This window comes from Pseudomonas sp. 10B238 (assembly GCF_000970615.1).
Taxonomy (GTDB): domain Bacteria; phylum Pseudomonadota; class Gammaproteobacteria; order Pseudomonadales; family Pseudomonadaceae; genus Stutzerimonas.
Genome location: NZ_KQ033931.1, coordinates 35,104 through 56,388, shown reverse-complemented (window position 1 = coordinate 56,388; position 21,285 = coordinate 35,104). Strand labels below are relative to the sequence as shown.

At 60.9% G+C, this 21,285-nt stretch carries 22 protein-coding genes; 9 read left to right on the top strand and 13 right to left on the bottom strand.

All coding sequences use genetic code 11. The annotated features are described in order from the left end of the window. Positions 1-37: 37 nt before the first annotated feature. Genes RT21_RS08770 through xseA form a run of 3 tightly spaced genes read right to left on the bottom strand, consistent with a single transcriptional unit; the run spans position 38 to position 2,821 of the window. Complete coding sequence (locus RT21_RS08770; protein WP_045425295.1) at positions 38-580, bottom strand: hydrolase; 543 nt, start codon at positions 578-580, stop codon at positions 38-40. Between the two features lie 19 nt (positions 581-599). Then, positions 600-1,418 (bottom strand): M23 family metallopeptidase, encoded by an 819-nt coding sequence (locus RT21_RS08765; RefSeq protein ID WP_046162442.1) that lies wholly within the window; start codon positions 1,416-1,418, stop codon positions 600-602. Between the two features lie 23 nt (positions 1,419-1,441). Then, the gene (xseA, locus tag RT21_RS08760) at positions 1,442-2,821 is read right to left on the bottom strand and encodes an exodeoxyribonuclease VII large subunit (RefSeq protein ID WP_046162441.1); all 1,380 of its coding nucleotides are present in this window, start codon (positions 2,819-2,821) and stop codon (positions 1,442-1,444) included. Between the two features lie 137 nt (positions 2,822-2,958). Between xseA and RT21_RS08755 the strand changes: the two genes are divergently transcribed. The 3 genes from RT21_RS08755 to guaA all read left to right on the top strand — a co-directional run bounded on the left by RT21_RS08755 (position 2,959) and on the right by guaA (position 6,787). Further along, positions 2,959-3,504 carry a hypothetical protein gene (locus RT21_RS08755; protein ID WP_046162440.1) on the top strand — a complete coding sequence of 182 codons (546 nt, stop codon included), beginning with the start codon at positions 2,959-2,961 and terminating at the stop codon, positions 3,502-3,504. A 132-nt stretch (positions 3,505-3,636) separates the two neighbouring features. Beyond that, the gene (gene guaB / locus RT21_RS08750; RefSeq protein ID WP_045425305.1) at positions 3,637-5,106 is read left to right on the top strand and encodes an IMP dehydrogenase; all 1,470 of its coding nucleotides are present in this window, start codon (positions 3,637-3,639) and stop codon (positions 5,104-5,106) included. A 100-nt stretch (positions 5,107-5,206) separates the two neighbouring features. Next, positions 5,207-6,787, top strand: coding sequence for a glutamine-hydrolyzing GMP synthase (guaA, locus tag RT21_RS08745; RefSeq protein ID WP_045431660.1), 1,581 nt, complete (start codon positions 5,207-5,209; stop codon positions 6,785-6,787). 69 nt (positions 6,788-6,856) lie between these two features. Here the strand turns inward: guaA and RT21_RS08740 are convergent, their stop codons facing one another. Continuing rightward, positions 6,857-7,687 (bottom strand): DUF1206 domain-containing protein, encoded by an 831-nt coding sequence (locus tag RT21_RS08740; RefSeq protein ID WP_046162439.1) that lies wholly within the window; start codon positions 7,685-7,687, stop codon positions 6,857-6,859. A 202-nt stretch (positions 7,688-7,889) separates the two neighbouring features. Between RT21_RS08740 and RT21_RS08735 the strand changes: the two genes are divergently transcribed. Together RT21_RS08735 and tadA are read left to right on the top strand one after the other, a co-directional pair. Further along, positions 7,890-9,260: a multicopper oxidase family protein gene (locus RT21_RS08735; RefSeq protein ID WP_046162438.1), complete on the top strand. Its 1,371-nt coding sequence runs from the start codon at positions 7,890-7,892 to the stop codon at positions 9,258-9,260. A 25-nt stretch (positions 9,261-9,285) separates the two neighbouring features. Then, positions 9,286-9,804 (top strand): tRNA adenosine(34) deaminase TadA, encoded by a 519-nt coding sequence (tadA, locus tag RT21_RS08730; RefSeq protein WP_046162437.1) that lies wholly within the window; start codon positions 9,286-9,288, stop codon positions 9,802-9,804. A 19-nt stretch (positions 9,805-9,823) separates the two neighbouring features. Here tadA and RT21_RS08725 read toward each other — a convergent pair whose 3' ends face one another. Both RT21_RS08725 and argF read right to left on the bottom strand, forming a co-directional pair. Then, positions 9,824-10,933 carry an ABC transporter ATP-binding protein gene (locus tag RT21_RS08725; protein WP_046162436.1) on the bottom strand — a complete coding sequence of 370 codons (1,110 nt, stop codon included), beginning with the start codon at positions 10,931-10,933 and terminating at the stop codon, positions 9,824-9,826. Next, a complete protein-coding gene (argF, locus tag RT21_RS08720; protein ID WP_045425318.1) occupies positions 10,930-11,850 on the bottom strand; it encodes an ornithine carbamoyltransferase in 921 nt (306 codons plus the stop codon). Before argF ends, RT21_RS08725 begins: the two co-directional genes overlap by 4 nt. Positions 11,851-12,120: 270 nt before the next feature. On the opposite strand from argF, the gene grxD reads away from it, so the two are divergent. Then, positions 12,121-12,447, top strand: coding sequence for a Grx4 family monothiol glutaredoxin (gene grxD, locus RT21_RS08715; protein ID WP_019341028.1), 327 nt, complete (start codon positions 12,121-12,123; stop codon positions 12,445-12,447). Positions 12,448-12,605: 158 nt separating this feature from the next. On the opposite strand, the gene bfr is transcribed toward grxD, so the two are convergent. Together bfr and RT21_RS23225 are read right to left on the bottom strand one after the other, a co-directional pair. Beyond that, positions 12,606-13,076, bottom strand: coding sequence for a bacterioferritin (bfr, locus tag RT21_RS08710; RefSeq protein WP_046162435.1), 471 nt, complete (start codon positions 13,074-13,076; stop codon positions 12,606-12,608). 199 nt (positions 13,077-13,275) lie between these two features. Further along, positions 13,276-13,494, bottom strand: a complete 219-nt coding sequence (locus RT21_RS23225) for a bacterioferritin-associated ferredoxin (protein ID WP_082082138.1) — start codon at positions 13,492-13,494, stop codon at positions 13,276-13,278. 175 nt (positions 13,495-13,669) lie between these two features. Here RT21_RS23225 and RT21_RS08705 point away from each other — a divergent pair, with 175 nt between their 5' ends. Next, complete coding sequence (locus tag RT21_RS08705) at positions 13,670-14,212, top strand: YaeQ family protein (RefSeq protein ID WP_046162434.1); 543 nt, start codon at positions 13,670-13,672, stop codon at positions 14,210-14,212. 48 nt (positions 14,213-14,260) lie between these two features. Here the strand turns inward: RT21_RS08705 and RT21_RS08700 are convergent, their stop codons facing one another. The 5 genes from RT21_RS08700 to RT21_RS08680 all read right to left on the bottom strand — a co-directional run bounded on the left by RT21_RS08700 (position 14,261) and on the right by RT21_RS08680 (position 18,773). Continuing rightward, positions 14,261-15,478, bottom strand: a complete 1,218-nt coding sequence (locus tag RT21_RS08700) for an NRAMP family divalent metal transporter (RefSeq protein WP_046162433.1) — start codon at positions 15,476-15,478, stop codon at positions 14,261-14,263. A gap of 111 nt (positions 15,479-15,589) precedes the next feature. After that, positions 15,590-16,387 (bottom strand): putative hydro-lyase, encoded by a 798-nt coding sequence (locus tag RT21_RS08695; protein ID WP_046162432.1) that lies wholly within the window; start codon positions 16,385-16,387, stop codon positions 15,590-15,592. 24 nt (positions 16,388-16,411) lie between these two features. Then, the gene (locus RT21_RS08690; RefSeq protein WP_046162431.1) at positions 16,412-17,326 is read right to left on the bottom strand and encodes a 5-oxoprolinase subunit C family protein; all 915 of its coding nucleotides are present in this window, start codon (positions 17,324-17,326) and stop codon (positions 16,412-16,414) included. Next, on the bottom strand, positions 17,323-18,027 hold the full coding sequence (gene pxpB / locus RT21_RS08685; RefSeq protein ID WP_046162430.1) for a 5-oxoprolinase subunit PxpB: 705 nt from the start codon (positions 18,025-18,027) through the stop codon (positions 17,323-17,325). The genes RT21_RS08690 and pxpB overlap by 4 nt, the downstream gene beginning before the upstream one ends. Further along, positions 18,024-18,773, bottom strand: coding sequence for a 5-oxoprolinase subunit PxpA (locus RT21_RS08680; RefSeq protein ID WP_046162429.1), 750 nt, complete (start codon positions 18,771-18,773; stop codon positions 18,024-18,026). Before RT21_RS08680 ends, pxpB begins: the two co-directional genes overlap by 4 nt. 198 nt (positions 18,774-18,971) lie before the next feature. Here RT21_RS08680 and RT21_RS08675 point away from each other — a divergent pair, with 198 nt between their 5' ends. Then, on the top strand, positions 18,972-19,499 hold the full coding sequence (locus RT21_RS08675; protein WP_046162648.1) for a winged helix DNA-binding protein: 528 nt from the start codon (positions 18,972-18,974) through the stop codon (positions 19,497-19,499). A gap of 32 nt (positions 19,500-19,531) precedes the next feature. Then, entirely contained in the window at positions 19,532-21,247 is a 1,716-nt protein-coding gene (gene recJ, locus RT21_RS08670; protein ID WP_046162428.1) for a single-stranded-DNA-specific exonuclease RecJ, read from the top strand. Positions 21,248-21,285: the final 38 nt, after the last annotated feature.

The following is a 21,285-nucleotide window of genomic DNA, read 5'->3' as shown; positions in this document are numbered from 1 at the left end:
GGCGTCAGACCACAACCACATGCCAGGGGGTGTCCTGTCAGCGGATGAACTCGCGGCTAATCGAGCGGAAGAGGTCGGTCCCTGCCTGTTCCATCCACTCGAACGCAACCATTTCGCGCGAAACGATGCTGGCACCGGCTTGTTGCATGCGTGCCAGACCAAGCGCTTTGTCGCTGGCGCGGCGCGATCCGACAGCCTCTTCGACCACGAATACCTGATTGCCGCGAGCCAGCAGGTCGAGCACCGTCTGCAGCACGCAGATGTGGGTTTCGATGCCGCTGATGATGAACTGCTTGCGGTCGCCACCGGGACGTCTGAACAGTTCGCCATCGCGCGCTGCGGAAAAATGCAGCTTCTCGATGATCGCCTCGTCAGCCATGCCATCGCGCAGGGCTGCGATCGTAGGCCCGAGGCCCTTGCTGTACTGCTCGGTGACCAGCACCGGCACACCTACGCGTTGGGCAACCTGGATCAGCCAGGCGCTGTGCTCGGCCAACGTGGTGTGGTCTTCGATGGCGGGGAATAGCCGTTCCTGAATGTCAATGATGACAAGCGTCGAATCCTGCGCATTGATGAGCATAAGGGGTCCTTGGGGCGGGTCAGGGTTTGAACGCACCGATGAAGATCGACGGGTCGACCCGTGCATCGTTTAGGCTGACGTTCCAGTGTAGATGCGGGCCGGTGGCTCGGCCGGTGGAGCCGACCTTGCCGAGCACGGCACCACGGGAAAGCTCGTCGCCGACCTTCACATCAATCTGCGACAAATGACAGAACATGCTGATCAGGCCTTGGCCGTGGTCGACGAACACGGTTTTGCCATTGAAAAAATAATTGCCGGTGAGAATGACCTTGCCGGCCGCCGGTGTCTTGATCGGTGTACCGGCCTTCGCAGCGAAGTCCAGCCCGGAATGCGGGTTGCGCTCTTCACCATTGAAGAAGCGGCGCAGCCCGAACGGCGAGGACAGCGAACCGTTGACCGGCTTGTCGAACAACAGGTTACTGGGCTGGCGTGGGCTGAACTGCCTATAGGCCCGTGTCTGTTCGTCCAGTTCGCGCTCGATACGTTTGAGGTCGGCGCGGTTGGGGTTGACCTGGCGCTGGTTCTTTAAGGTGATGCGCTGTTCGCGGTAGGTGCGCGGTTCGACACGGAAGCTATGTGCCTGGCCGTTGACGTCCAGCGACTGCTGACCGGCTTTGACCGACAGCGGGATGCCGACAACGGCGATCCAGCGCTGGTCATCTTCGCGTACCACCAGCACGGGTTTGCCGTCGTACCGTGCTGTTGGCGCGCTGGCATCGTTACCGAGGTCGATTACCGCGACGCCGCCGGGTACGGGTTTGTTCAGCAGGCGGGTGAGAAAACCTTCGGCGTGGACGGGAAGTGAAAGGCAGAGCAGCAGGGCAAGGGCAAAACGCATAAGAGTCCTGGGCAAAAAGTGGGTTAGTCCAGCAGTGACAAGGTGACGGGCGTCTGATGGTTGTCTTCGACCCTGACGTCCAGCTCGCCTTCGCCCAGACGCGCCTTGAGTCGTTGACCGGGCTGGGTCTGGCCCGCATGCCGAATAGCCTGGCCGCGCTCGTCGAGCAGGATGCTGTAGCCACGTGACAAGGTGGCGAGCGGGCTGACGACATTCAGTGTCTGCGCCAGTCCCTGTAACTGTTGGCGATGGCCTTTCAGGGTGTCCTGCATTGCTCGGGGTAGGCGGCTGGCCAGATGATCGAGGCGTTGGCGTAACAGGTTCAGGTTTCGGCCTGGGTGCTGGCCCGCAAGGCGTGTTTCGAGGCGGGCGAGGCGCTCCTGCCCGGCGCAGAGGCGACGGTCGATGCCGCGCAGCAGGCGTTGTTCAAGATCGTCGATGCGCTGGGCCTGTTGTTGCAGGCGCTCGCCGGGGTGTCGCAGCCGGCGTGTCAGGCCTTCGAGGCGCGATGCCTCGCGGTGTAAACGGTCCCGCATCCGCAGCAGCAAGCGCTGGCGCAGGCCATCGAGTCGCTGGCGCACGTCGGCGCTGCTGGGTGCCAGGAGTTCGGCTGCCGCGGAAGGCGTCGGTGCGCGTACGTCGGCGACGAAGTCGGCAATGGAAACGTCGGTTTCATGACCTACGGCGCAAACGATCGGCGTCTCGCAGGCTGCCACGGCGCGTGCGACCACTTCTTCGTTAAAGCACCACAGGTCTTCCAATGAGCCGCCGCCGCGCGCCAGGATCAGCGCATCGAAGCCGCCACGGTCGGCCAGTTCCAGCGCACGGACGATTTGTGCCGTCGCTTCGCGGCCCTGGACCGGGGTCGGTACCAGCGTCAGGGCAACATGCGGCGCACGTCTACGGAACACCGAAATGATGTCGCGGATCACCGCACCGGTGGGCGAGCTGACGATGCCAATACGTTGCGGGTGAGCGGGCAGGGCGCGCTTGCCGGCGGCGTCGAACAAGCCTTCGGCGCTTAGCTTCTCTTTTAGCGCTTCGAAGGCCAGGCGCAGCGAGCCGTCGCCCGCTGGCTCGACGTTGTCGAGGATCAACTGGTAGTCGCCGCGGCCCTCGAACAAGGACACCCGTCCGCGTACTTTTACCGCGAGGCCGTCGCGCAATGCCTGACGCACACGCAAGGCGTTCTGTCGGAATAGCGCGCAGCGCACCTGGGCGCTCTTGTCCTTCAGCGTGAAGTAGACGTGGCCGGATGCCGGCTTGGACAGATTGGATATTTCGCCTTCTACCCACACCTGGGCGAAGACATCTTCGAGCAGAAGCCGCGCGCGACCGTTGAGCTGGCTGACGGTCAGCACTTCACGGTCGAGATTGAGGCGTTGGAAAGGATCTTTGAGCATGCCGGGATGATAAGGGAAAACTGTGGTTAGGCGCTGAGGGCGAATGGCCAAACGGACAACAGGCGACGCCGCGTCGTTGACCTGCGCCCAGTAGTCATTAAGCTGCGCCGCTTTATTCGCCTCCTTTCGAGTCAGTCATGAGTCACAGTCAAGCGATCGTCGTGCCGCGTATCTCATCCTTTCCTGGCCATGAAGCCAAGGCGCGAATGATCCTGCGTTGGCTTGCCGAGCGGCGCATCGTCGAGGCGCTGCCAACCACCTGTGGGCGCGGTGTTGGCGGCATGGCCTATGCGCTTGGGTCGGGTGCGCGCAACGTTGTGCTGCACCCTGAGCGGTTGCCGTTCGCTGAGCCGATCAATGGCTTGGAGGTTGTGACCAAGCGCTGCATCTACACGCCGACCCGGGCGTTTGCCGAGGAGGCTGGATGCCCTGAATGTCGGCAAGAGATTGGTGAGGCGCTGTTCGAGAGTCTCGACGAGTGGATGCCTGCACAGACCGACACCTTCACCTGTCCGGAATGCGGGTACGAGGATGACATCAACGGCTTCTTGTTCCTTCCGGCTTGCGGCTTTTCCAATCTTGGCTTCATCTTCAACGGTTGGGGCGAGGCTGTATTTGCCCAGCCCTTTCTTGACGAGTTCGCTGGACGACTGGGATTCAAGGTGGCGGTGGTGGTCGCGTAGCGGTGACCGGTCAGTCATTTGTTCGACGTAGCGAAGCGGAACGCGCGCGGCGGACCTTACAACTGCATTGAGCGTAATGGTGTGCGTGGGTATAATGCCGCGCTTCCTTTTTCCCGCCTGGGAGCCCCCGCCATGCTGCGTATCAGCCAAGAAGCCTTGACTTTCGATGATGTTCTCCTGATCCCGGGATATTCCGAGGTCCTGCCGAAGGATGTCAGCCTCAAGACCCGCCTGACCCGCGAAATCGAGCTGAACATTCCCCTTGTTTCGGCGGCAATGGACACCGTCACCGAAGCCCGTCTGGCCATCGCCATGGCGCAGGAAGGCGGCATCGGCATCATTCACAAGAACATGAATGTCGAGCAGCAGGCTGCCGAAGTGCGCAAGGTCAAGCGCCACGAGACGGCCATCGTTCACGATCCGGCGACCGTGACGCCTGAAACCAAGATCAGCGAACTGCTGCGCAAGGCGCGGGAGCTTGGTTTCTCTGGCTTCCCTGTTGTCTCGGGCAAAGAGCTGGTGGGTATCGTCACCGGGCGCGACCTGCGCTTCACGCCGAACGTCGGTGATTCGGTTGCCGCGATCATGACGCCGAAGGAAAAGCTGATCACCGTTCAGGAAGGCACTGGGCTCGAGGAAATCAAAACCAAACTCTACGAGCACCGCATCGAAAAGATGCTGGTGGTCGACGGCAATTTCCATTTGCGCGGCCTGGTGACCTTCCGCGATATCGAGAAGGCCAAGACTTACCCGCTGGCCTCCAAGGATGATCAGGGCCGCCTGCGTGTCGGTGCTGCCGTTGGGACTGGCGCTGATACCGCTGAACGTGTCGAAGCGTTGGCTGCTGCCGGCGTCGATGTGATCGTCGTCGACACCGCACACGGCCACTCTCGCGGTGTGCTCGATCGCGTTCGTTGGGTCAAGGATAACTTCCCGCAGGTCCAGGTCATCGGCGGCAACATCGCCACTGCCGAAGCCGCGCTGGACCTGGTCAAGGCTGGCGCCGACGCGGTCAAAGTCGGCATCGGCCCAGGTTCGATCTGCACCACGCGAATCGTCGCCGGTGTCGGCGTGCCGCAAATTTCCGCGATCGCCAACGTCTCCGCCGCGCTCGAAGGCACCGGCGTGCCGATGATCGCCGATGGCGGCATCCGCTTCTCCGGTGATCTGTCCAAGGCCATCGTGGCCGGCGCCAATGCCGTGATGATGGGCTCGATGTTTGCCGGTACCGAGGAGGCTCCGGGCGAGATCGAGTTGTTCCAGGGCCGCTCCTACAAGGCCTACCGCGGCATGGGCTCGCTGGGCGCCATGTCCCAGGCGCAGGGTTCGTCGGATCGTTACTTCCAGGATTCCTCCGCTGGTGCCGAAAAGCTGGTGCCGGAAGGCATCGAAGGGCGCGTGCCGTACAAGGGCTCGCTGGCAGCAATCATTCACCAGCTGATGGGCGGCCTGCGCGCCTCCATGGGCTATACCGGTAGCGCGACCATCGATCACATGCGCACCCACCCGCAGTTCGTGCGCATCACCGGTGCCGGCATGGCCGAGTCCCATGTGCATGATGTGCAGATCACCAAGGAAGCGCCCAACTACCGGGTTGGTTGATATTTCTGTCGCTGGAGGCTGATCGCCGAGCGGCTGGATGGGCAATGTCTCGTTCAGCCGCTTGCGTTCAGCCTTCAGCCGTTTTTTCCAGGGGAAAAAAATGGCCCATCAAGACATTCATGCTCACCGCATCCTGATTCTGGACTTCGGCTCGCAGTACACCCAGCTGATCGCCCGTCGCGTGCGCGAACTCGGCGTCTACTGCGAATTGCATCCGTTCGACATGAGCGATGAGGACATTCGCGACTTCGCGCCGCGCGGCATCATCCTGGCTGGCGGCCCGGAGTCCGTGCACGCCGAAGGTAGCCCGCGCGCGCCGCAGGCCGTGTTCGATCTCGGCGTACCGCTGTTCGGTATCTGTTACGGCATGCAGACCATGTCGGAGCAGCTCGGCGGCAAGGTGCAGGGTTCGGATGAGCGCGAGTTCGGTTACGCGCGCGTCGACTTGGTCGGCAAGTCCAAGCTGTTCGACGGCATCGAAGATCATATGGACGATGACGGCGTCTTCGGCCTCGACGTCTGGATGAGCCACGGCGACAAAGTAACGACGCTGCCGGAAGGCTTCCACATCCTGGCCAGCACACCGAGCTGCCCAATTGCTGCCATGGGGGATGATGACCGTCGCTACTATGGCGTGCAGTTCCACCCGGAAGTGACCCATACCCGCCAGGGCGGGCGCATTCTGTCGCGTTTCCTGCTGGAAATCTGCGGCTGCGAAGCGCTGTGGACGCCGTCCAACATCGTCGATGATCTGGTCGAGCAGGTTCGCAATCAGGTCGGTTCGGCCAACGTGCTGCTCGGTCTGTCCGGCGGTGTCGACTCCTCGGTGGTTGCGGCACTGCTGCACAAGGCCATCGGTGATCAGCTGACCTGCGTGTTCGTCGACAACGGCCTGCTGCGCCTGCACGAAGGCGACCAGGTAATGGCGATGTTCGCTGAGAACATGGGCGTCAAGGTGATCCGTGCCGACGCCGAAGCCCAGTTCCTCGATAACCTCGCCGGCGAAGCTGATCCGGAAAAGAAGCGCAAGATCATCGGCCGTACCTTTATCGACGTGTTCGATGCCCAGGCCAGCAAGCTCGACAACATCCAGTACCTCGCTCAGGGCACCATCTACCCGGACGTCATCGAGTCCGCTGGTGCCAAGAGCGGCAAGGCCCATGTAATCAAGTCGCACCACAACGTCGGTGGCCTGCCGGAGGAGATGAACCTCAAGCTGGTCGAGCCCCTGCGCGAGCTGTTCAAGGACGAGGTCCGCAAGATCGGCCTTGAACTCGGCCTGCCTTACGACATGGTCTACCGCCATCCCTTCCCAGGCCCGGGCCTGGGCGTGCGCATCCTCGGCGAAGTGAAGAAGGAATACGCCGACCTGCTGCGTCGTGCTGACCACATCTTCATCCAGGAACTGCGCAACTTCGACTGGTACCACAAGACCAGCCAGGCCTTCGTGGTGTTCCAGCCGGTTAAGTCGGTGGGTGTCGTCGGCGATGGTCGCCGCTACGCCTGGGTCGTCGCCCTGCGTGCGGTAGAAACCATCGACTTCATGACTGCACGCTGGGCACATCTGCCGTATGAGCTGCTGGAGAAGGTCTCCAACCGCATCATCAACGAAATCGACGGTATCTCGCGCGTGACATACGACGTATCGAGCAAGCCGCCGGCGACTATTGAGTGGGAATGATTCAGCAAGCGGTCTGATAAAAACCAAGAAGCCCCGGGTTGCCGGGGCTTCTGCTTTGCAGCGTGCCAGTCAGTGCATGACGGCCGGCGTATCGATACGGCGCCAAATCGCTTCGGAGAAGCTGTAAATAGCGAAGGCCACCAATCCAAGGCCAACCAGCGATAGCCAGAACGTGCCGAAGGGCAAGTTTTGCAGAGCGTTCAGAGCGTCTTCCAGGCCCGGCGGGTTGGTTGGCTCGTAGTGGCTGCCACCTGTGAAGAGCATGCCGGCAACAACGAGAAAGGCGACGCCGCGTGCGATGAGACCTGCGCGGGAAATGGGGCGAACCCATTTCATGACGTGTTCGGATGCGTAGAAGTACTTTTCGAACTTGGCTTTCCAGCCCTTGATGATGTGGGCAATACCAACGCCCAAGGGTACCAGCGCAACCAGATAAATCAGGTAGTTCGAGTATTTCCAACCAAGCAGGCCTGAGAGGAAATCGCCGCCTGACCCTCCGCTGCCGCCTGATCCGCCGATGGAGCTACCAAGCAGCCCAAGGGTGAATAGGGCAAGCAGGGTATAGGCCACGGCACCTCCTACGAGACCTGCACGGATCACTAAGCCCTCGGCATCGGTGCCATGGCCTTCCGGGTCGGTAATCGCCTGAGTTAGGCGCCACGCCACGTAAGCCACGAGTCCGACAACCATGATCCAGAGCAAGGTCTCCCCGAAGGGCTGCCCTAATAATTTCTGAATGGCGCCTTTGGTACCGACGGTATTTCCGCTGCCGATGCCGGCCATAAAGGCAAATATGCCGACAATCAGATAGACAACGCCTCGTGCGGCGTAGCCGCTTCGAGCGAGCCAGGTGATGCCTCGGCTGACTTCGCCTTTGGCCTGGGCTGCAGTGGGGTGCATGGCGCCTCCTCGATATGGATGAATGTCTCCTTAAGTAGACGCGGGATTAGGCGCTAGGGTTCGCTGTTATTAATTGAGGGGCTTGCTAGGGGCATTGCTTGCATGCTGCGACATAGCGCACGAAGCTGTAGCATGATGCAAATGCGAGCGATTCCAATCTAGTTGTTTGTGCCACTGCTCGTGCAGTTTTGATGAGAATGAAATGACTTTTACCCGAAGGAAAGTGCTGTCCGGGTTAGCTGGGCTAGCGGCGTTGGGCGTTGCCGGTGGCGGAGCACGCTATTGGCTTGGGCGTCCCGCTGATCCCGTGACCCATGATTACGAGCTGATCGCAGCTCCAGCTGAGATCGAGTTGATCGCCGGCACCAAGACCCCAGCATGGTGCTACGGTGGGCAGGCGCCGGGCGTCGAACTGCGCGCCAGACAGGGGGAGTGGTTGCGGGTGCGCTTCACCAATCACCTGCCGGAGCCCACCACTATCCATTGGCATGGCATCCGCCTGCCGCTGAATATGGATGGGGTTCCTTATGTTTCCCAGCTGCCTGTCTTGCCTGGCGAGTCGTTCGATTATTTGTTTCAAGTGCCGGACGCGGGTAGTTTCTGGTATCACCCACACACGTCGAGCGCCGAGCAGCTGGGGCGCGGCCTGGTAGGGCCGTTGATTGTCGAGGAGCGCGAGCCGAGCGGTTTTCGCCATGAGCGAACGCTAAGCCTTAAGAACTGGCATGTCGACAAGCAGGGACACTTCACCGATTTCAGCGTACCGCGAGAAGCTGCCCGAGGAGGAACACCTGGCGTATTGTCGACCATCAATGGGGAGCACGCGCCAACCCTTGAACTGCCGGCGGGCCAAGTGGTGCGTTTGCGCATCATCAATCTCACCAACACCGTCACCTACCGGCTGAACCTGCCGGGTGGTAGTGCGCGTATCTATGCAATCGATGGCAACCCGATCGCGCCGCGGCCTCTGGGGAAAGCCTATTGGCTGGGGCCGGGAATGCGCATCGATCTGGCCTTGAAAGTGCCGCCTGCTGGCGAGCAGCTATCTTTGCGCAATGGCCCATTGCGGCTGGCGACGCTCGCTTCGATCGCCACGACAGAAGACGAGGGCAACTGGCCGGCACCGCTGCCACCCAACCCAATCGCTGAACCGGACCTGCAGCGGGCCGAAACGCTGCGCTTCAACTTCGAGTGGGCCGGCACGTTGTCCAGCGACGCGGGGCAGGGCGACGCGTTCACGTTCTGGCAGATCAATGGTCAGGCTTGGGACATCAATGACAAGACCTGTGCGGATCGGCCCATTGCCACGTTGAAGAAAAACGGTCATTACATATTCGAGCTGCGCAACCTCAGCCAATATCAGCACCCAATTCATCTACACGGCATGACCTTCAAGGTCATCTCGTCCAACCGCAAACGAATCGATCCCTGGTATACCGACACCTACTTGCTCGGCAAGAACGAGACGGCACGAATCGCGCTGGTGGCGGATAATCCTGGTGTCTGGATGTTCCACTGTCATGTGATCGATCACATGGAAACCGGGCTGATGGCGGCGATTGAAGTGGTTTGATGGAAGCGACAGTCGGGTGGAATAGATGAAGAAGCCGGTGATCATTGATCGTTCTCGCGATGATGAGTTCATGCGCGAGGCGTTGTCGCTTGCGGCCGAAGGCGCAAGGCTAGGGGAGGTGCCGGTCGGTGCGGTGGTCGTACAGGATGGCAAGGTTATCGGCCGCGGTTTCAATTGTCCGATCTCCACTCACGACCCCAGTGCTCACGCTGAGATGGTCGCTATTCGCGATGCAGCGGCGGGCCTGGAAAACTATCGGTTGCCGGGCAGCACGCTGTACGTGACGCTGGAGCCTTGCAGCATGTGCGCAGGCTTGATCGTCCACTCGCGTATTCAGCGGGTGGTGTATGGCGCCACGGAGCCCAAGGCTGGCGTTGCGGTCAGTCGCGGAGAGTTCTTTTCGCAGCATTTCCTCAACCACCGCGTATTGATCGAAGGCGGGGTGAGCGCGGAGGCGTGCAGCCAGGTGCTGAGCGAGTTCTTCAAGGGGCGCCGCCTCAAGACACAAGGTGGCGAGGCGGCGCAAGGATCGTTGGAGGGCTAAGGCGCAGCGCTGTTAGTGATCAGACGCTGCTGCTGTAGCGGCGCACGCCCGCGTCTGGCAGCTTTTCATGGGCGGCCACGCTGCCCTGCGCAGGAAACACCACCAAATGGTCGGCAGCAATGGCAATACCGACTTCCTGGCCAGTCGGGTAGTCTGCGTGGCTGGGAAATATCCCCTCCAGCTGATTGCCGGTAGGCAGCTGCAGGCGATACAGCGTCGAAGCGCCAAGAAAAGTCTTGCCGACGATGAGCGCCTTGAGTCTGCTTTCCGGCGAATAGACGATGTCATCCGGACGCAGCAGGACATCCACCGAGCTGCCAGCCGGCATGGTGTAGGCGCGGTTGCCGCGAATGACGCCCAGTTCGGTCTGTACTGTCTCCGGGTCAATCAGCTGGCCGCGGATGAAATACCCCTGGCCTATGAAACTCGCCACGAAGGGTGTAAGCGGCTCATGGTACAGGTTGAACGGCGTGTCCCACTGTTCCAGCCGACCATCCTTGAACACGCCGACCTGATCGCTGACAGCGAAGGCTTCTTCCTGATCGTGGGTGACGAGAATGGCGCTGGTGCCACGCGCCTTGAGAATTTCGCGAACTTCGTGGCTCAGGCGCCGGCGCAGGTCGCCATCGAGGTTGGAGAAAGGCTCGTCTAGTAAAAGCAGTTCCGGCTCGGGCGCAAGGGCTCGGGCGAGCGCAACACGCTGTTGCTGGCCGCCGGAAAGCTCGTGCGGATAGCGTTTGCCGAGCGGCGCGAGATGCACCAGGTCAAGCATTTCTCGCACGATGCGTTGCGATTGCGGATGCTTGCGGATACCGAAGCCAATGTTTTCCGTCACGGTCAGATGCGGGAACAGGGCATAGTCCTGAAACACCATGCCGACCCTGCGCTTCTCGGGCGCCAGGGTAAAACCACGGCGCGAAAGCACGGCGTCGCCGAGTTGGATCTCGCCTTCGTTGACGTGCTCGAATCCGGCGATAGCCCGCAATGTAGTGGTTTTACCGCAACCGGATGGCCCCAGGAGACAGCCGATATCGCCGCGATTCAGGTGCAGATTGAGACTCTGCACGATGCTCTGACCGCCATAGCCGCAGTCGAGGTTGCGCAGATGCAGCAGCGGTTCATGGCTCATGCGTGGTGGTATGCCGGCTCGACCAGAAACTCAAGCAGGGCTTTTTGTACATGCAGACGGTTTTCGGCCTGTTGCCAAGCGACTGCTCGCTTGTCGTCGAGCAGGTCGTGGCTGATCTCCTCGCCGCGATGCGCCGGCAGGCAATGCATGAACAGGACGTCTTCGGCTGCCGCGTCGAGCAAGGCGCGGTCGACTTGATAGGGGCGGAAGGTGGCAATACGAGCGGCGACTTCGTCTTCCTGGCCCATGGAGGCCCAGACGTCTGTGCTGACCAGGTGTGCACCCGCTACCGCTTCGCGTGGGTCACGGAATACCTGTACCCGGTCTCCAGCCTTCGCGAGCAGCTCGCCCTTGGGCTCATAGCCCTCCGGGCAAGCGATGCGCAGCTGGAAATCGAACTGAAGCGCGGCCTCCATATAGGAGTTGCACATGTTGTTGCCGTCCCCGACCCAGGCGACGGTTTTGCCCGCGATACTGCCGCGCAGCTCATGAAAAGTCTGCATGTCGGCCATCAGTTGGCAGGGGTGCAGATCGTCTGAAAGACCGTTGATCACCGGCACCGAGGAGTTCGCTGCAAACTCGGTCAGCGTCGAGTGAGCGAAAGTGCGGATCATGATGGCGTCGAGCATGCTCGACATGACGATGGCTGAGTCGCTGATCGGTTCGCCGCGGCCCAATTGCGTGTCGCGCGGCGAGAGAAACACGGCTTGACCGCCGAGCTGAATCATCCCCGCTTCGAAAGACAGTCTCGTGCGAGTCGAGGCTTTTTCGAAAATCATGCCCAGGACGCGGTTTTTCAGCGGCTCGAACAGAATGCCGCGCTCGCGCAGATCCTTCAGCTCGATGCCGCGACGGACCAGGCCTAACAGCTCCTGGGGCGTGCAATCCATCAGTGAGAGAAAATGCCTTGCGCTCATATCAACTACCTTTCATTGCCGCAGTCGAGGCCGGAGATTTCGACGAAAAAGAAGGGCCTACGACAGGGGTCGCATAGATGGCGACGAAACGGGAAAGGCGCGATCTTATCCAGAAAGTCTCAGCCGGCGCAAATCGGCCTCAGCGCGCCAGATTCCTGCGCTGCAGGCGAGCTGTGTCGGATGCGAGCTGATAAAAGCCGAGCCCGTGACTCGGCTTTTAGGCTGCTGTTCTGTACAATGCGCGGCAACCGAGACTAGCCGAGGTGCCCCATGGATATCATCGAAACCATCAAAGAGCAGATCGAAAAGAACCCGGTGCTGCTTTATATGAAAGGCTCGCCCAACGCCCCGCAGTGTGGCTTTTCTGCCCGTGCGACCCAGGCTGTGATGGGCTGTGGCGAGAAGTTCGCCTACGTCGACATCCTGCAAAATCCTGAAATCCGCACCAATCTGCCGAAGTATGCCAACTGGCCGACCTTCCCCCAGCTGTGGGTGGATGGCGAGTTGGTCGGTGGCAGCGACATCATCCTGGAAATGTTCGAAAAGGGTGAGCTGCAACCGCTGATCAAGCAGGCCGTCGAGAAAGCTGGCGCCTGATCGCGACTCCAAAAAGAGAACCCGCCTGGCCGCGGGTTTTTTTTCGTCTGCATTTCGGCTCGCTCAGGTCAAAAAGCGGCTCGTGTTTACAACGAGGTGCTAGGCAATAACGAAGAAACGGGAGCCGAGGCTCCCGTTTCATTACAGCTCGGACGCTTTTACTCGTCCATCTGCGACTGCAGATAGTTCTCCATGCCGACCTTGCCGATCAGGCTCAGCTGGGTTTCCAGCCAGTCGATATGTTCTTCTTCGGATTCCAAGATGTCTTCGAGCAATTCGCGGGTGCCGTAGTCACCGACGCTCTCACAGTAGGCGATCGCGACCTTGAGATCCTGGATGCCACTCTGCTCGAGCTTGAGGTCACATTCGAGCATTTCGCGAGTGTTTTCACCGATCAGCAATTTGCCGAGGTCCTGCAGGTTAGGCAGGCCTTCGAGGAACAGGATGCGCTTGATCAGCTTGTCAGCATGCTTCATCTCGTCGATGGATTCTTTGTACTCATGCTTGCCGAGCTTGCCGAGTCCCCAGTCTTCATACATGCGCGCATGCAGGAAATACTGGTTGATTGCGACCAGTTCGTTGCCAAGGATCTTGTTCAGATGCTGAATGACCAGCTTGTCGCCTTTCATGTTGGTGCCCTGCGTCGAATCGGGTTCGTTGATAAGCGCAGTCTGGCCACGAACCTAGGTACTGTCAAACCTAAGTCCTTGAATGATAAAGGGTAAAGCGGAATAAGAATAAGTCTGTTCCGCGACTTGGCGCCAAGGCGTTGATTCGCGGGCAGAAAAAAGCCGGGCATGTGCCCGGCTCCGGAATATCGACAGGGTTTCAGGCGGGCGCAAAACCTGCAGGGTAAGCGAGAGAAGTGCTGGCGCTCTGGATATCGCTCAGGGTTTCGCGAACAACCTGCTTGGCAACGCACGCGCATTTACCGCATTGCGTGGCCACGCCAGTAGCATCTCGCACTTCACGATAGCTGCAGCAACCTTCGTAAATGGCTTCACGGATCTGGCCGTCGGTAACGCCCTGGCAAAGACACACGTACATATGAACTACCCGTTGGGTCTGCTAATAAGTGGATGCTAAATATAATGAGAACGATTGTCAAAGAACGCTCGTCGGATTTTACCTTCTCCGGGCGGCGCGGGGACCCACGCTACGGTCGCCTCTGAGGCTGTGCCAATAGGCTAAACTGCGCCTCCTTTTGCCGCCTGGAGCTGTCATGGCCCTGCAAGCCACACCTTATAAGGTAGAGATCAATCTCACCGATCTTGACCGCCACGTGTATCAGGATCTGCGCTTCACTGTTGCTCGGCATCCCTCGGAAACCGAGGAGCGGCTGGTGGCACGGCTGATCGCTTACGTGCTTTGGTATGACGAAAAGCTCGCGTTCGGCCGGGGGCTGTCGGATGTCGATGAGCCGGCGCTCTGGGAGAAGAGCCTCGATGACCGCGTGCTGCACTGGATCGAGGTCGGCCAGCCGGATGCCGAGCGGATCACTTGGTGCTCGCGGCGCGCCGAACGTTTCAGCCTGGTGGCCTACGGCAATCTGCGGGTATGGCAGACGAAGGTGCTCGACAGCGTGCGCAGCCTGAAAAAGATCAACGTGGTAGCGGTGGGGCAAGAAGCGCTGGAAGCCGTCGCGCGCGATCTGCCAAGGTCGGTCAGCTGGAGCGTGATGGTCAGCGAGGGCGCACTGTTTATCACCGACGAGCGTGGCCAGCACGAAGTGCCGTTGGAGTGGTTGGTTGGCGAGCGCGGCTAAGCGCTCAGCGATTGTAGAGGAGGGCGCAAGGGCCCTCCGCTGTTTGTGTCAAGACTGCCAGAACTGCACGAAGGCGTTGAACGACATCACCACGCCAACTGCTGTGGCCACCATGGCCAACAGGCCGAACACCAGCATCCAGGTCGGATGACGGTACTCGTTACCGACGATGTTCGGCTTCTTGGCCGCCCAGAGAATGCAGGCCAGCGCAAGCGGCAGGACCAGCGCATTGAGCGTTCCGGCAACGACCAGCACCTTCACCGGTTGCCCCACCAGACTGTAGATTAGTGTCGAGCAGGCGATGAAGGCGATGACCATCCGTTGGTTGTGGCGCTGGATGCTTTCATGCAGTGAATACATGAAGCTCACGCTGGTGTAGGCAGCGCCAATCACTGAAGACACCGAAGCGGCCAGCAACACGATGCCGAACATCTTGTAGCCGATCGTGCCCATGGAGTGCGAGAACACCGACGCTGCCGGGTTGGCTGGGTCCAGGCTCAACCCTTGGCTGACGACCCCGAGCGCGGCGAGGAAAAGACAGATGCGCACTACGCCTGTGGTGGCAATGCCAATCACCGCTGCGCGTGTTACCACGCCGACGTTCTGTACGCCTGTTATCCCCGCTTCGACCAACCGATGCCCGCCGGAAAAGGAGATGTATCCGCCTACCGTTCCGCCGACCAGCGTCACGATCGGCAGCAGCAGAATCAGAGGATCGTCCGGATTGAAGCTGCGGCTGACCGCCTCCATCAGCGGTGGGTTGGATTGCAGCATGGCGTAGCCGATCATGCACAGCATCGCCAGGCCGAGAACCTGCATGATCGAGTCCATCACACCCTTGGCATTGCGCAGCAGGAAGATGCCGATAATCAGCACGGCGGCGATCAGCGAGCCGATCACCGGCGGTATACCGAAAATCACGTTCATTGCCAGGCCGGCACCGCCGATATTGCCGATATTGAAGGCAATGCCGCCCAGGACGATGAACGCGGAGATCAGATGGCCCATGCCCGGGATCACCCGGTTGGCCACGTCCTGACCCCGCAGGTTTGCCACTGTAATGACACGCCAGATATTGAGCTGAGCGCCGATGTCGATCAGCAGCGATATGACAATGGCGAAGGCGAAGCTCGCCAGATACTTCTCGGTGAACAGTGACGTCTGGGTCAGGAAAGCCGGGCCGATCGAAGACGTCGCCATGATGAAGATCGCGCCGCGCAGTACGTTGCGTTGTGACGCTGGGGTAGCGCTGGGGGTGGGGTGCATCGGGATACCTTTCTTTTTAATGTTGGGGCAGGTAGGGGAATGCAGCCGGGTACGAGCCGGACTCTGGATGTGATTTTTGTTATGAGGTGCCGCACGGTGAGTGGTATGGGGTCAGAGCACCCCCAGGTGTTCGTCACGGATGTCGGTGATGAACATGTGGCCCGGTGAATGGGTGATGACCAGTTCGGGTTTGGCTTGCATGGCCACGGCTTGCGGTGTGACGCCGCAAGCCCAGAACACCGGGATTTCACCCTCATGGATGGTTGATGGGTCACCGAAATCAGGATGATCCAGCTCATGGATGCCAATCTGACGGGGGTCGCCAATGTGTACCGGTGCGCCATGCACGGCTGGAAAGCGCGACGTGACCTGTACCGCGCGGACGACCTTGTCTGCCAGCATCGGTCGCATGCTGACCACCATCGGGCCATTCAGCGAGCCGGCGCTCTGGCAAGCGATGTTGGTTCGATACATCGGTACGTTGTGGCCGTCCTCGATGTGCCGAACCGGAACGTCGTTTGCCAGCAAAGCACCCTCGAAGCTGAAACTGCAGCCGATCAGGAAGGCCACCATGTCGTCTTCCCAGAACCTCGTGATATCGCTGACTTCCTGCTCCAGCTTGCCGTGGCGATAGATCCGGTATTTCGGAAAGTCAGTGCGGATGTCTGCTCCAGGTGCTGCGCGCAAGGGCTCGGTGCATCCTGGGTCCGTGACATCGAGCAAGGGGCAGGGCTTGGGGTTGCGCTGGCAGAACAGCAGGAAGTCGTAAGCGAGGTCCCGGCGAACGATCATCAGGTTCGCCTGGGCAAAGCCATTGGCCAGCCCTGCGGTTGGTCCGTTCAGCTCACCACTGCGGATTAACTGACGTAGTTCGGAGGGAGGCAGATGGCGATGGGGGCTCGTATTCATGGGCTTCGCTCCGTGGTGAGTGGGTTATCGCCAGTTGGCGAGCAGCCGGCTTTGCTGACGTTGGGCCGCTTCCAGGGCAACCGGCTTCAACCGCAGGACCGTGCCCGGCATGCATTGCGCCAGACGAGCAACTGCCAATGGCGTCAGGGCGCCAAGCCGGGGATAACCGCCGATGGTTTGCCGGTCGTTGAGCAGGACGATGGGCTGTCCATCGGGCGGCACCTGAATCGCTCCCAGCGGTACACCTTCAGAAATCATCGACTGTCTTGAGCTGCGCAGCACCGGGCCGAGTAGGCGGATGCCCATGCGATCGGCTCGCTGGTCCACCGTCCATTCGCTGTTGAAAGCGTCGAACAGGCTCTGCCCGCTGAAATCGCCGATCTGCGCGCCAAGCACCACCTGCAGTGGCTCTGGAGAAGACAACGGCACGATCAGGTCGCTGTCGAGTGCACGAGGCTCGGGCGCGGCGCCGCTCCAATGCAGTCGATCACCCTGGCCCAGCGGCTGGCCATCGCCATGCAGGCCGCCAAGGGCCTCGCGGCGTACCGTTGCGCAACTGTCCAGGGTCAAAGGTGCAGCAAAGCCGCCCGGGGCGGCGAGATAGGCACGCACACCTCGACGCGGCTGAGCAAAGGTCAGGCGTTGACCCTTGCGAATGTTGAAGCTGCGTCCCGGTTCAAGCGGCTGATCAGCCAGTGTGGCCGCCAGGTCAGCGCCGCACAGCGCAAGGCAGCCGTCAGCTTCGGCAAGCAGGGCGAAATTCCCCAGTGTGATCTCGATGGTTGCGGCGTGCAGTGGATTGCCCAGCAGCCAGTTCGCCCATGCTTGAGATATCCAGTCCGCCGCGCCGCCCTGGGTCACGCCCAGGTGACGGACGCCAAACCGGCCGCCGTCCTGCAGGCTGGCCATGGCGCCGCTGCGCTCGATCAACAGGCTCATGGTGTTACCTCGAAAGGACTGTCGTCTCCGCCAAGCCGAACGAACTCGGCGCGTTCGATGGGCTGGAATCGCACGCGGTCACCGGGTTGCCAGATGCTGTAGCCGTCCAGTTCCCGATCGAACAGGCGCGTCGGGCTGCGGCCGATGAGATTCCAGCCGCCGGGCGAAACCAGCGGATAGATGGCCGTCTGGCGGTCGGCGATACCCAGACTGCCAGCTGGTACCTGCTTGCGTGGTGTCTGCAGGCGCGGGCTGGCGAGGCTTTCGTCGACCAACCCCATGAAGGCGAACCCCGGCGCGAAGCCCAGCGCGAATACCTGATAGGTCCGGGCACTGTGACGCTCGATCACGCCGGAAACGCCGAGCCCGCTGCGCTGCCCCAATGCGTCGAGTTCCGGGCCGACGCTTGGGTCGTACCAGACCGGGATGTCTAGCTCGCGCGCCTGGCCTCCTGCATCCGGCTGCAGTTCATGCAACGCCTGCGCTACCCGCTGACGCGCCTGGTCGTCATCCAGTTGAGCCAGGTCGTAATGAATGAGAAGGGTGGTGTAGGACGGCACCAGATCAATCAAGGCGGCGCCGAAGGTGTCACGCAGGCGCCGTGAGGCGGCCAGCAGCCAGGGCATGTGAGCTTCATTGATCTCGTCGAACAGGCGCAGCATCAGGCAATCGATGCCGACTACTTCGATACGCGCCTTCATGCCGGCAGCTGCTCAAGCGCATGGCGAATGCGCTGTACGGCTGCGACTGAGCCGGCGTTATCGCCGTGTACGCAGAGCGTATCGGCGCGAAGCACCAGAGGGCTGCCATCGCTGGCAGTCAAGGCGTCGCCTTTGGCCAGGCTCAGCGCCTGGGCCGCTACAGTTTCGGCGTCGTGATGAACGGCCCCGGGCAAGGCCCTGGATACCAGCATGCCGGCCGGGTCATAGGCGCGATCAGCAAAAACTTCGAACCATAGCGTTATGCCCATCTCGTCAGCCAAAGCTTGTGCTGCACTGTTGTCGCGGGTGGACATGAGCATCAGCGGAAGCGACTGCGAGTAAGCCGTGACTGCCGTCATCACCGCCCGGAGCAATTCGGGTTTGCGCATCATGTCGTTGTATAGCGCGCCGTGCGGTTTGACATAACGGATCTGGGTGCCTTCGGCACGGCAGGTGCCATCCAGTGCGCCGATCTGATACAGCAGCATATTCTCCACTTCGTCCGGCGTGCACGCCATGGAGCGGCGACCGAAGCCGACCAGATCAGGGTAGGCCGGATGGGCGCCGATCTTCACGTCATGCTGCGTTGCCAGCGCGACGGTGCGTCGCATGATCTGTGGATCCGACGCATGGAAACCGCACGCCACGTTGGCGCAATCGATGAACGGCATGACCTCGGCATCCAGGCCCATGGTCCAGGCCCCGAAGCTCTCGCCGATGTCGCAGTTGAGAAGTAGGCGTTTCATACAATTCCTCGCTTAACTGCAGGCCCGGGCCGGTATGCCGGTGGGTGAGTGACGTTACGATGATAAATTATCGATGATTTATCAATAAAAATTTAATGTAGAGCTTCCCGAAGGTCGCTCCAGGCTCATTGCTGTATGCTTACCGACCCGATTCACCGGGCGACATCACGCTTCGCCCCTCAGGTCATGGTCCACAAGATGGTTGACGCTAAATCCCCTCGGCCGTTGCGATCGTCCATCGTCGCGTCGGCGCATCTCGCCGAACAATCGCAGGAATTCTCCGAACTCGAGTACGGCATCATCGTTGCCGGCGCTGCGCTGATGCGCTGGATGGAGCGCTGCATGAAGGCTTCTGGTGCGGTGGAGATGAACGCGCTGGACGTCATGGTGCTGCACAATCTGTACAGCCGCGGCCGTGCCAAGCGACAAGCGGACATCTGCCTGCTGCTCAATGTCGAAGACACTCATACCGTGACCTATGCCTTGAAGAAGCTCGGCAAGCTCGGTCTGGTGGAAGGCGAGAAGCAGGGCAAGGAAATGTTCTATCGCCCCACTGAAAAGGGTGGCGCGTTGTGCCGGGAGTACGCCGATATCCGTCGTGAATGCCTGATCGCATCCTTCGAAAACCTCAACATCGACCCCGACGATATTCACCGTCTCGCCGGGCTGCTTCGCGCCATGTCCGGTCTTTACGACCAGGCCGCGCGCGCCGCTACCTCACTCTGATTGTCTTCACGCTGCAGCCGGATACCCCATAGATGCGCATCGAACCCCGTCCTCTTCCCGAACAGCTCCCCGACCTGGGCGACCTGCCGCCGCTGCTGACGCGTCTCTACGCAGCCCGTGGTGTGCAGTCGATCAGCGAGCTGGACAAGGGCCTGGCGCGGTTGATCCCCTATGGCCAGCTCAAGGGCATCGATGCCGCCGTGGTATTGCTGGTCGAGGCGCTGGAAGCCCGCCGGCGCATCCTCTTCGTCGGCGACTTTGATGCCGACGGCGCCACGGCTAGTACCGTCGGCGTGCTGGGGCTGCGCCAATTGGGCGCGGCACATGTGGATTATCTGGTGCCCAATCGCTTCGAGTATGGCTACGGCCTGACGCCGGAGATCGTTGCCGTGGCGCTCGAGCGTCGGCCTGATCTGCTGGTGACGGTGGACAACGGGATCTCCAGCGTGGATGGCGTCGCGGCGGCCAAAGCGGCGGGGCTCAAGGTGCTCGTGACCGACCATCACCTGCCGGGCGCAGAACTGCCGGCAGCCGATGCCATCGTCAACCCCAATCAGCCGGAATGCGCCTTCCCGAGCAAGTGCATCGCCGGGGTCGGGGTGATCTTTTATGTGCTGCTGGCCTTGCGCGCCGCGCTACGTGAAAAAGGCTGGTTTACCCGCAATGGCTGGGCCGAGCCGAACTTGGCCGAGCTGCTGGACTTGGTTGCGCTCGGCAGCGTTGCCGATGTGGTACCGCTTGATGCCAACAATCGAATCCTCGTTCATCAAGGCTTGGCTCGGATCCGTGCTGGTCGTGCACGGCCCGGGTTAAGGGCAATTCTGGAGGTCGCCGGGCGCGATCATAGCCGCATCACCTCGACCGATCTTGGCTTCATCCTTGGCCCGCGATTGAACGCGGCGGGGCGGCTGGACGACATGGCGCTGGGCATCGAATGCCTGCTTTGTGAAGACGAAACGCTGGCGCGCGACATGGCCGTTCAGCTCGACCAGCTCAATCAGGACCGAAAGGGCATCGAGCAGGGCATGCAGCGCGAGGCGCTGGCGCAGTTGAAGGATTTGCCACTCGAAGACATGCCATTTGGCCTCTGCCTGTTCGAACCGGACTGGCACCAGGGCGTAATCGGCATCCTCGCTTCACGGCTCAAGGAACGCTATCACCGTCCGACCATCGCCTTTGCCGATGCCGGGGAGGGCGTGCTGAAAGGCTCCGCGCGTTCGGTGCCGGGCTTTCATATCCGTGATGCACTGGATGCTGTCGCGGCGCGCCATCCCGGCCTGATCAGCAAGTTCGGCGGCCACGCGATGGCAGCTGGTCTGTCGCTGCCGGAGGCGAATTTTGGCGCGTTCGCGGCGGCCTTCGACGCTGAGGTGCGGCGTCAGCTGTGCGAAGACGACCTCACCGGGCGACTGTTAACCGATGGGCAGCTGAGCATTCAGGAGTTCCATCTGGAGTTGGCCAAGGCGTTGCGCAATGCCGGGCCCTGGGGGCAGCACTTTCCCGAGCCGGTGTTTCACGGGGTGTTCCAGCTGGTGCAGCAGCGACTGGTCGGCGAGAAGCACCTGAAGATGGTGCTCAAGAGCGAATGCGGCTCGCTGACCCTCGATGGCATCGCCTTCAACATCGATCGCGAGCTTTGGCCCAACCCCACCGTGCGCTGGGCCGATCTGGCCTACAAGTTGGATGTGAACGAGTTTCGCGGTCGGGAAAGCGTGCAGCTACTTGTGGCGCATATAGCGGCGCGCTGACCGATCGAATCTGCCCGCTGGGCATGTAGAGGCTCAGG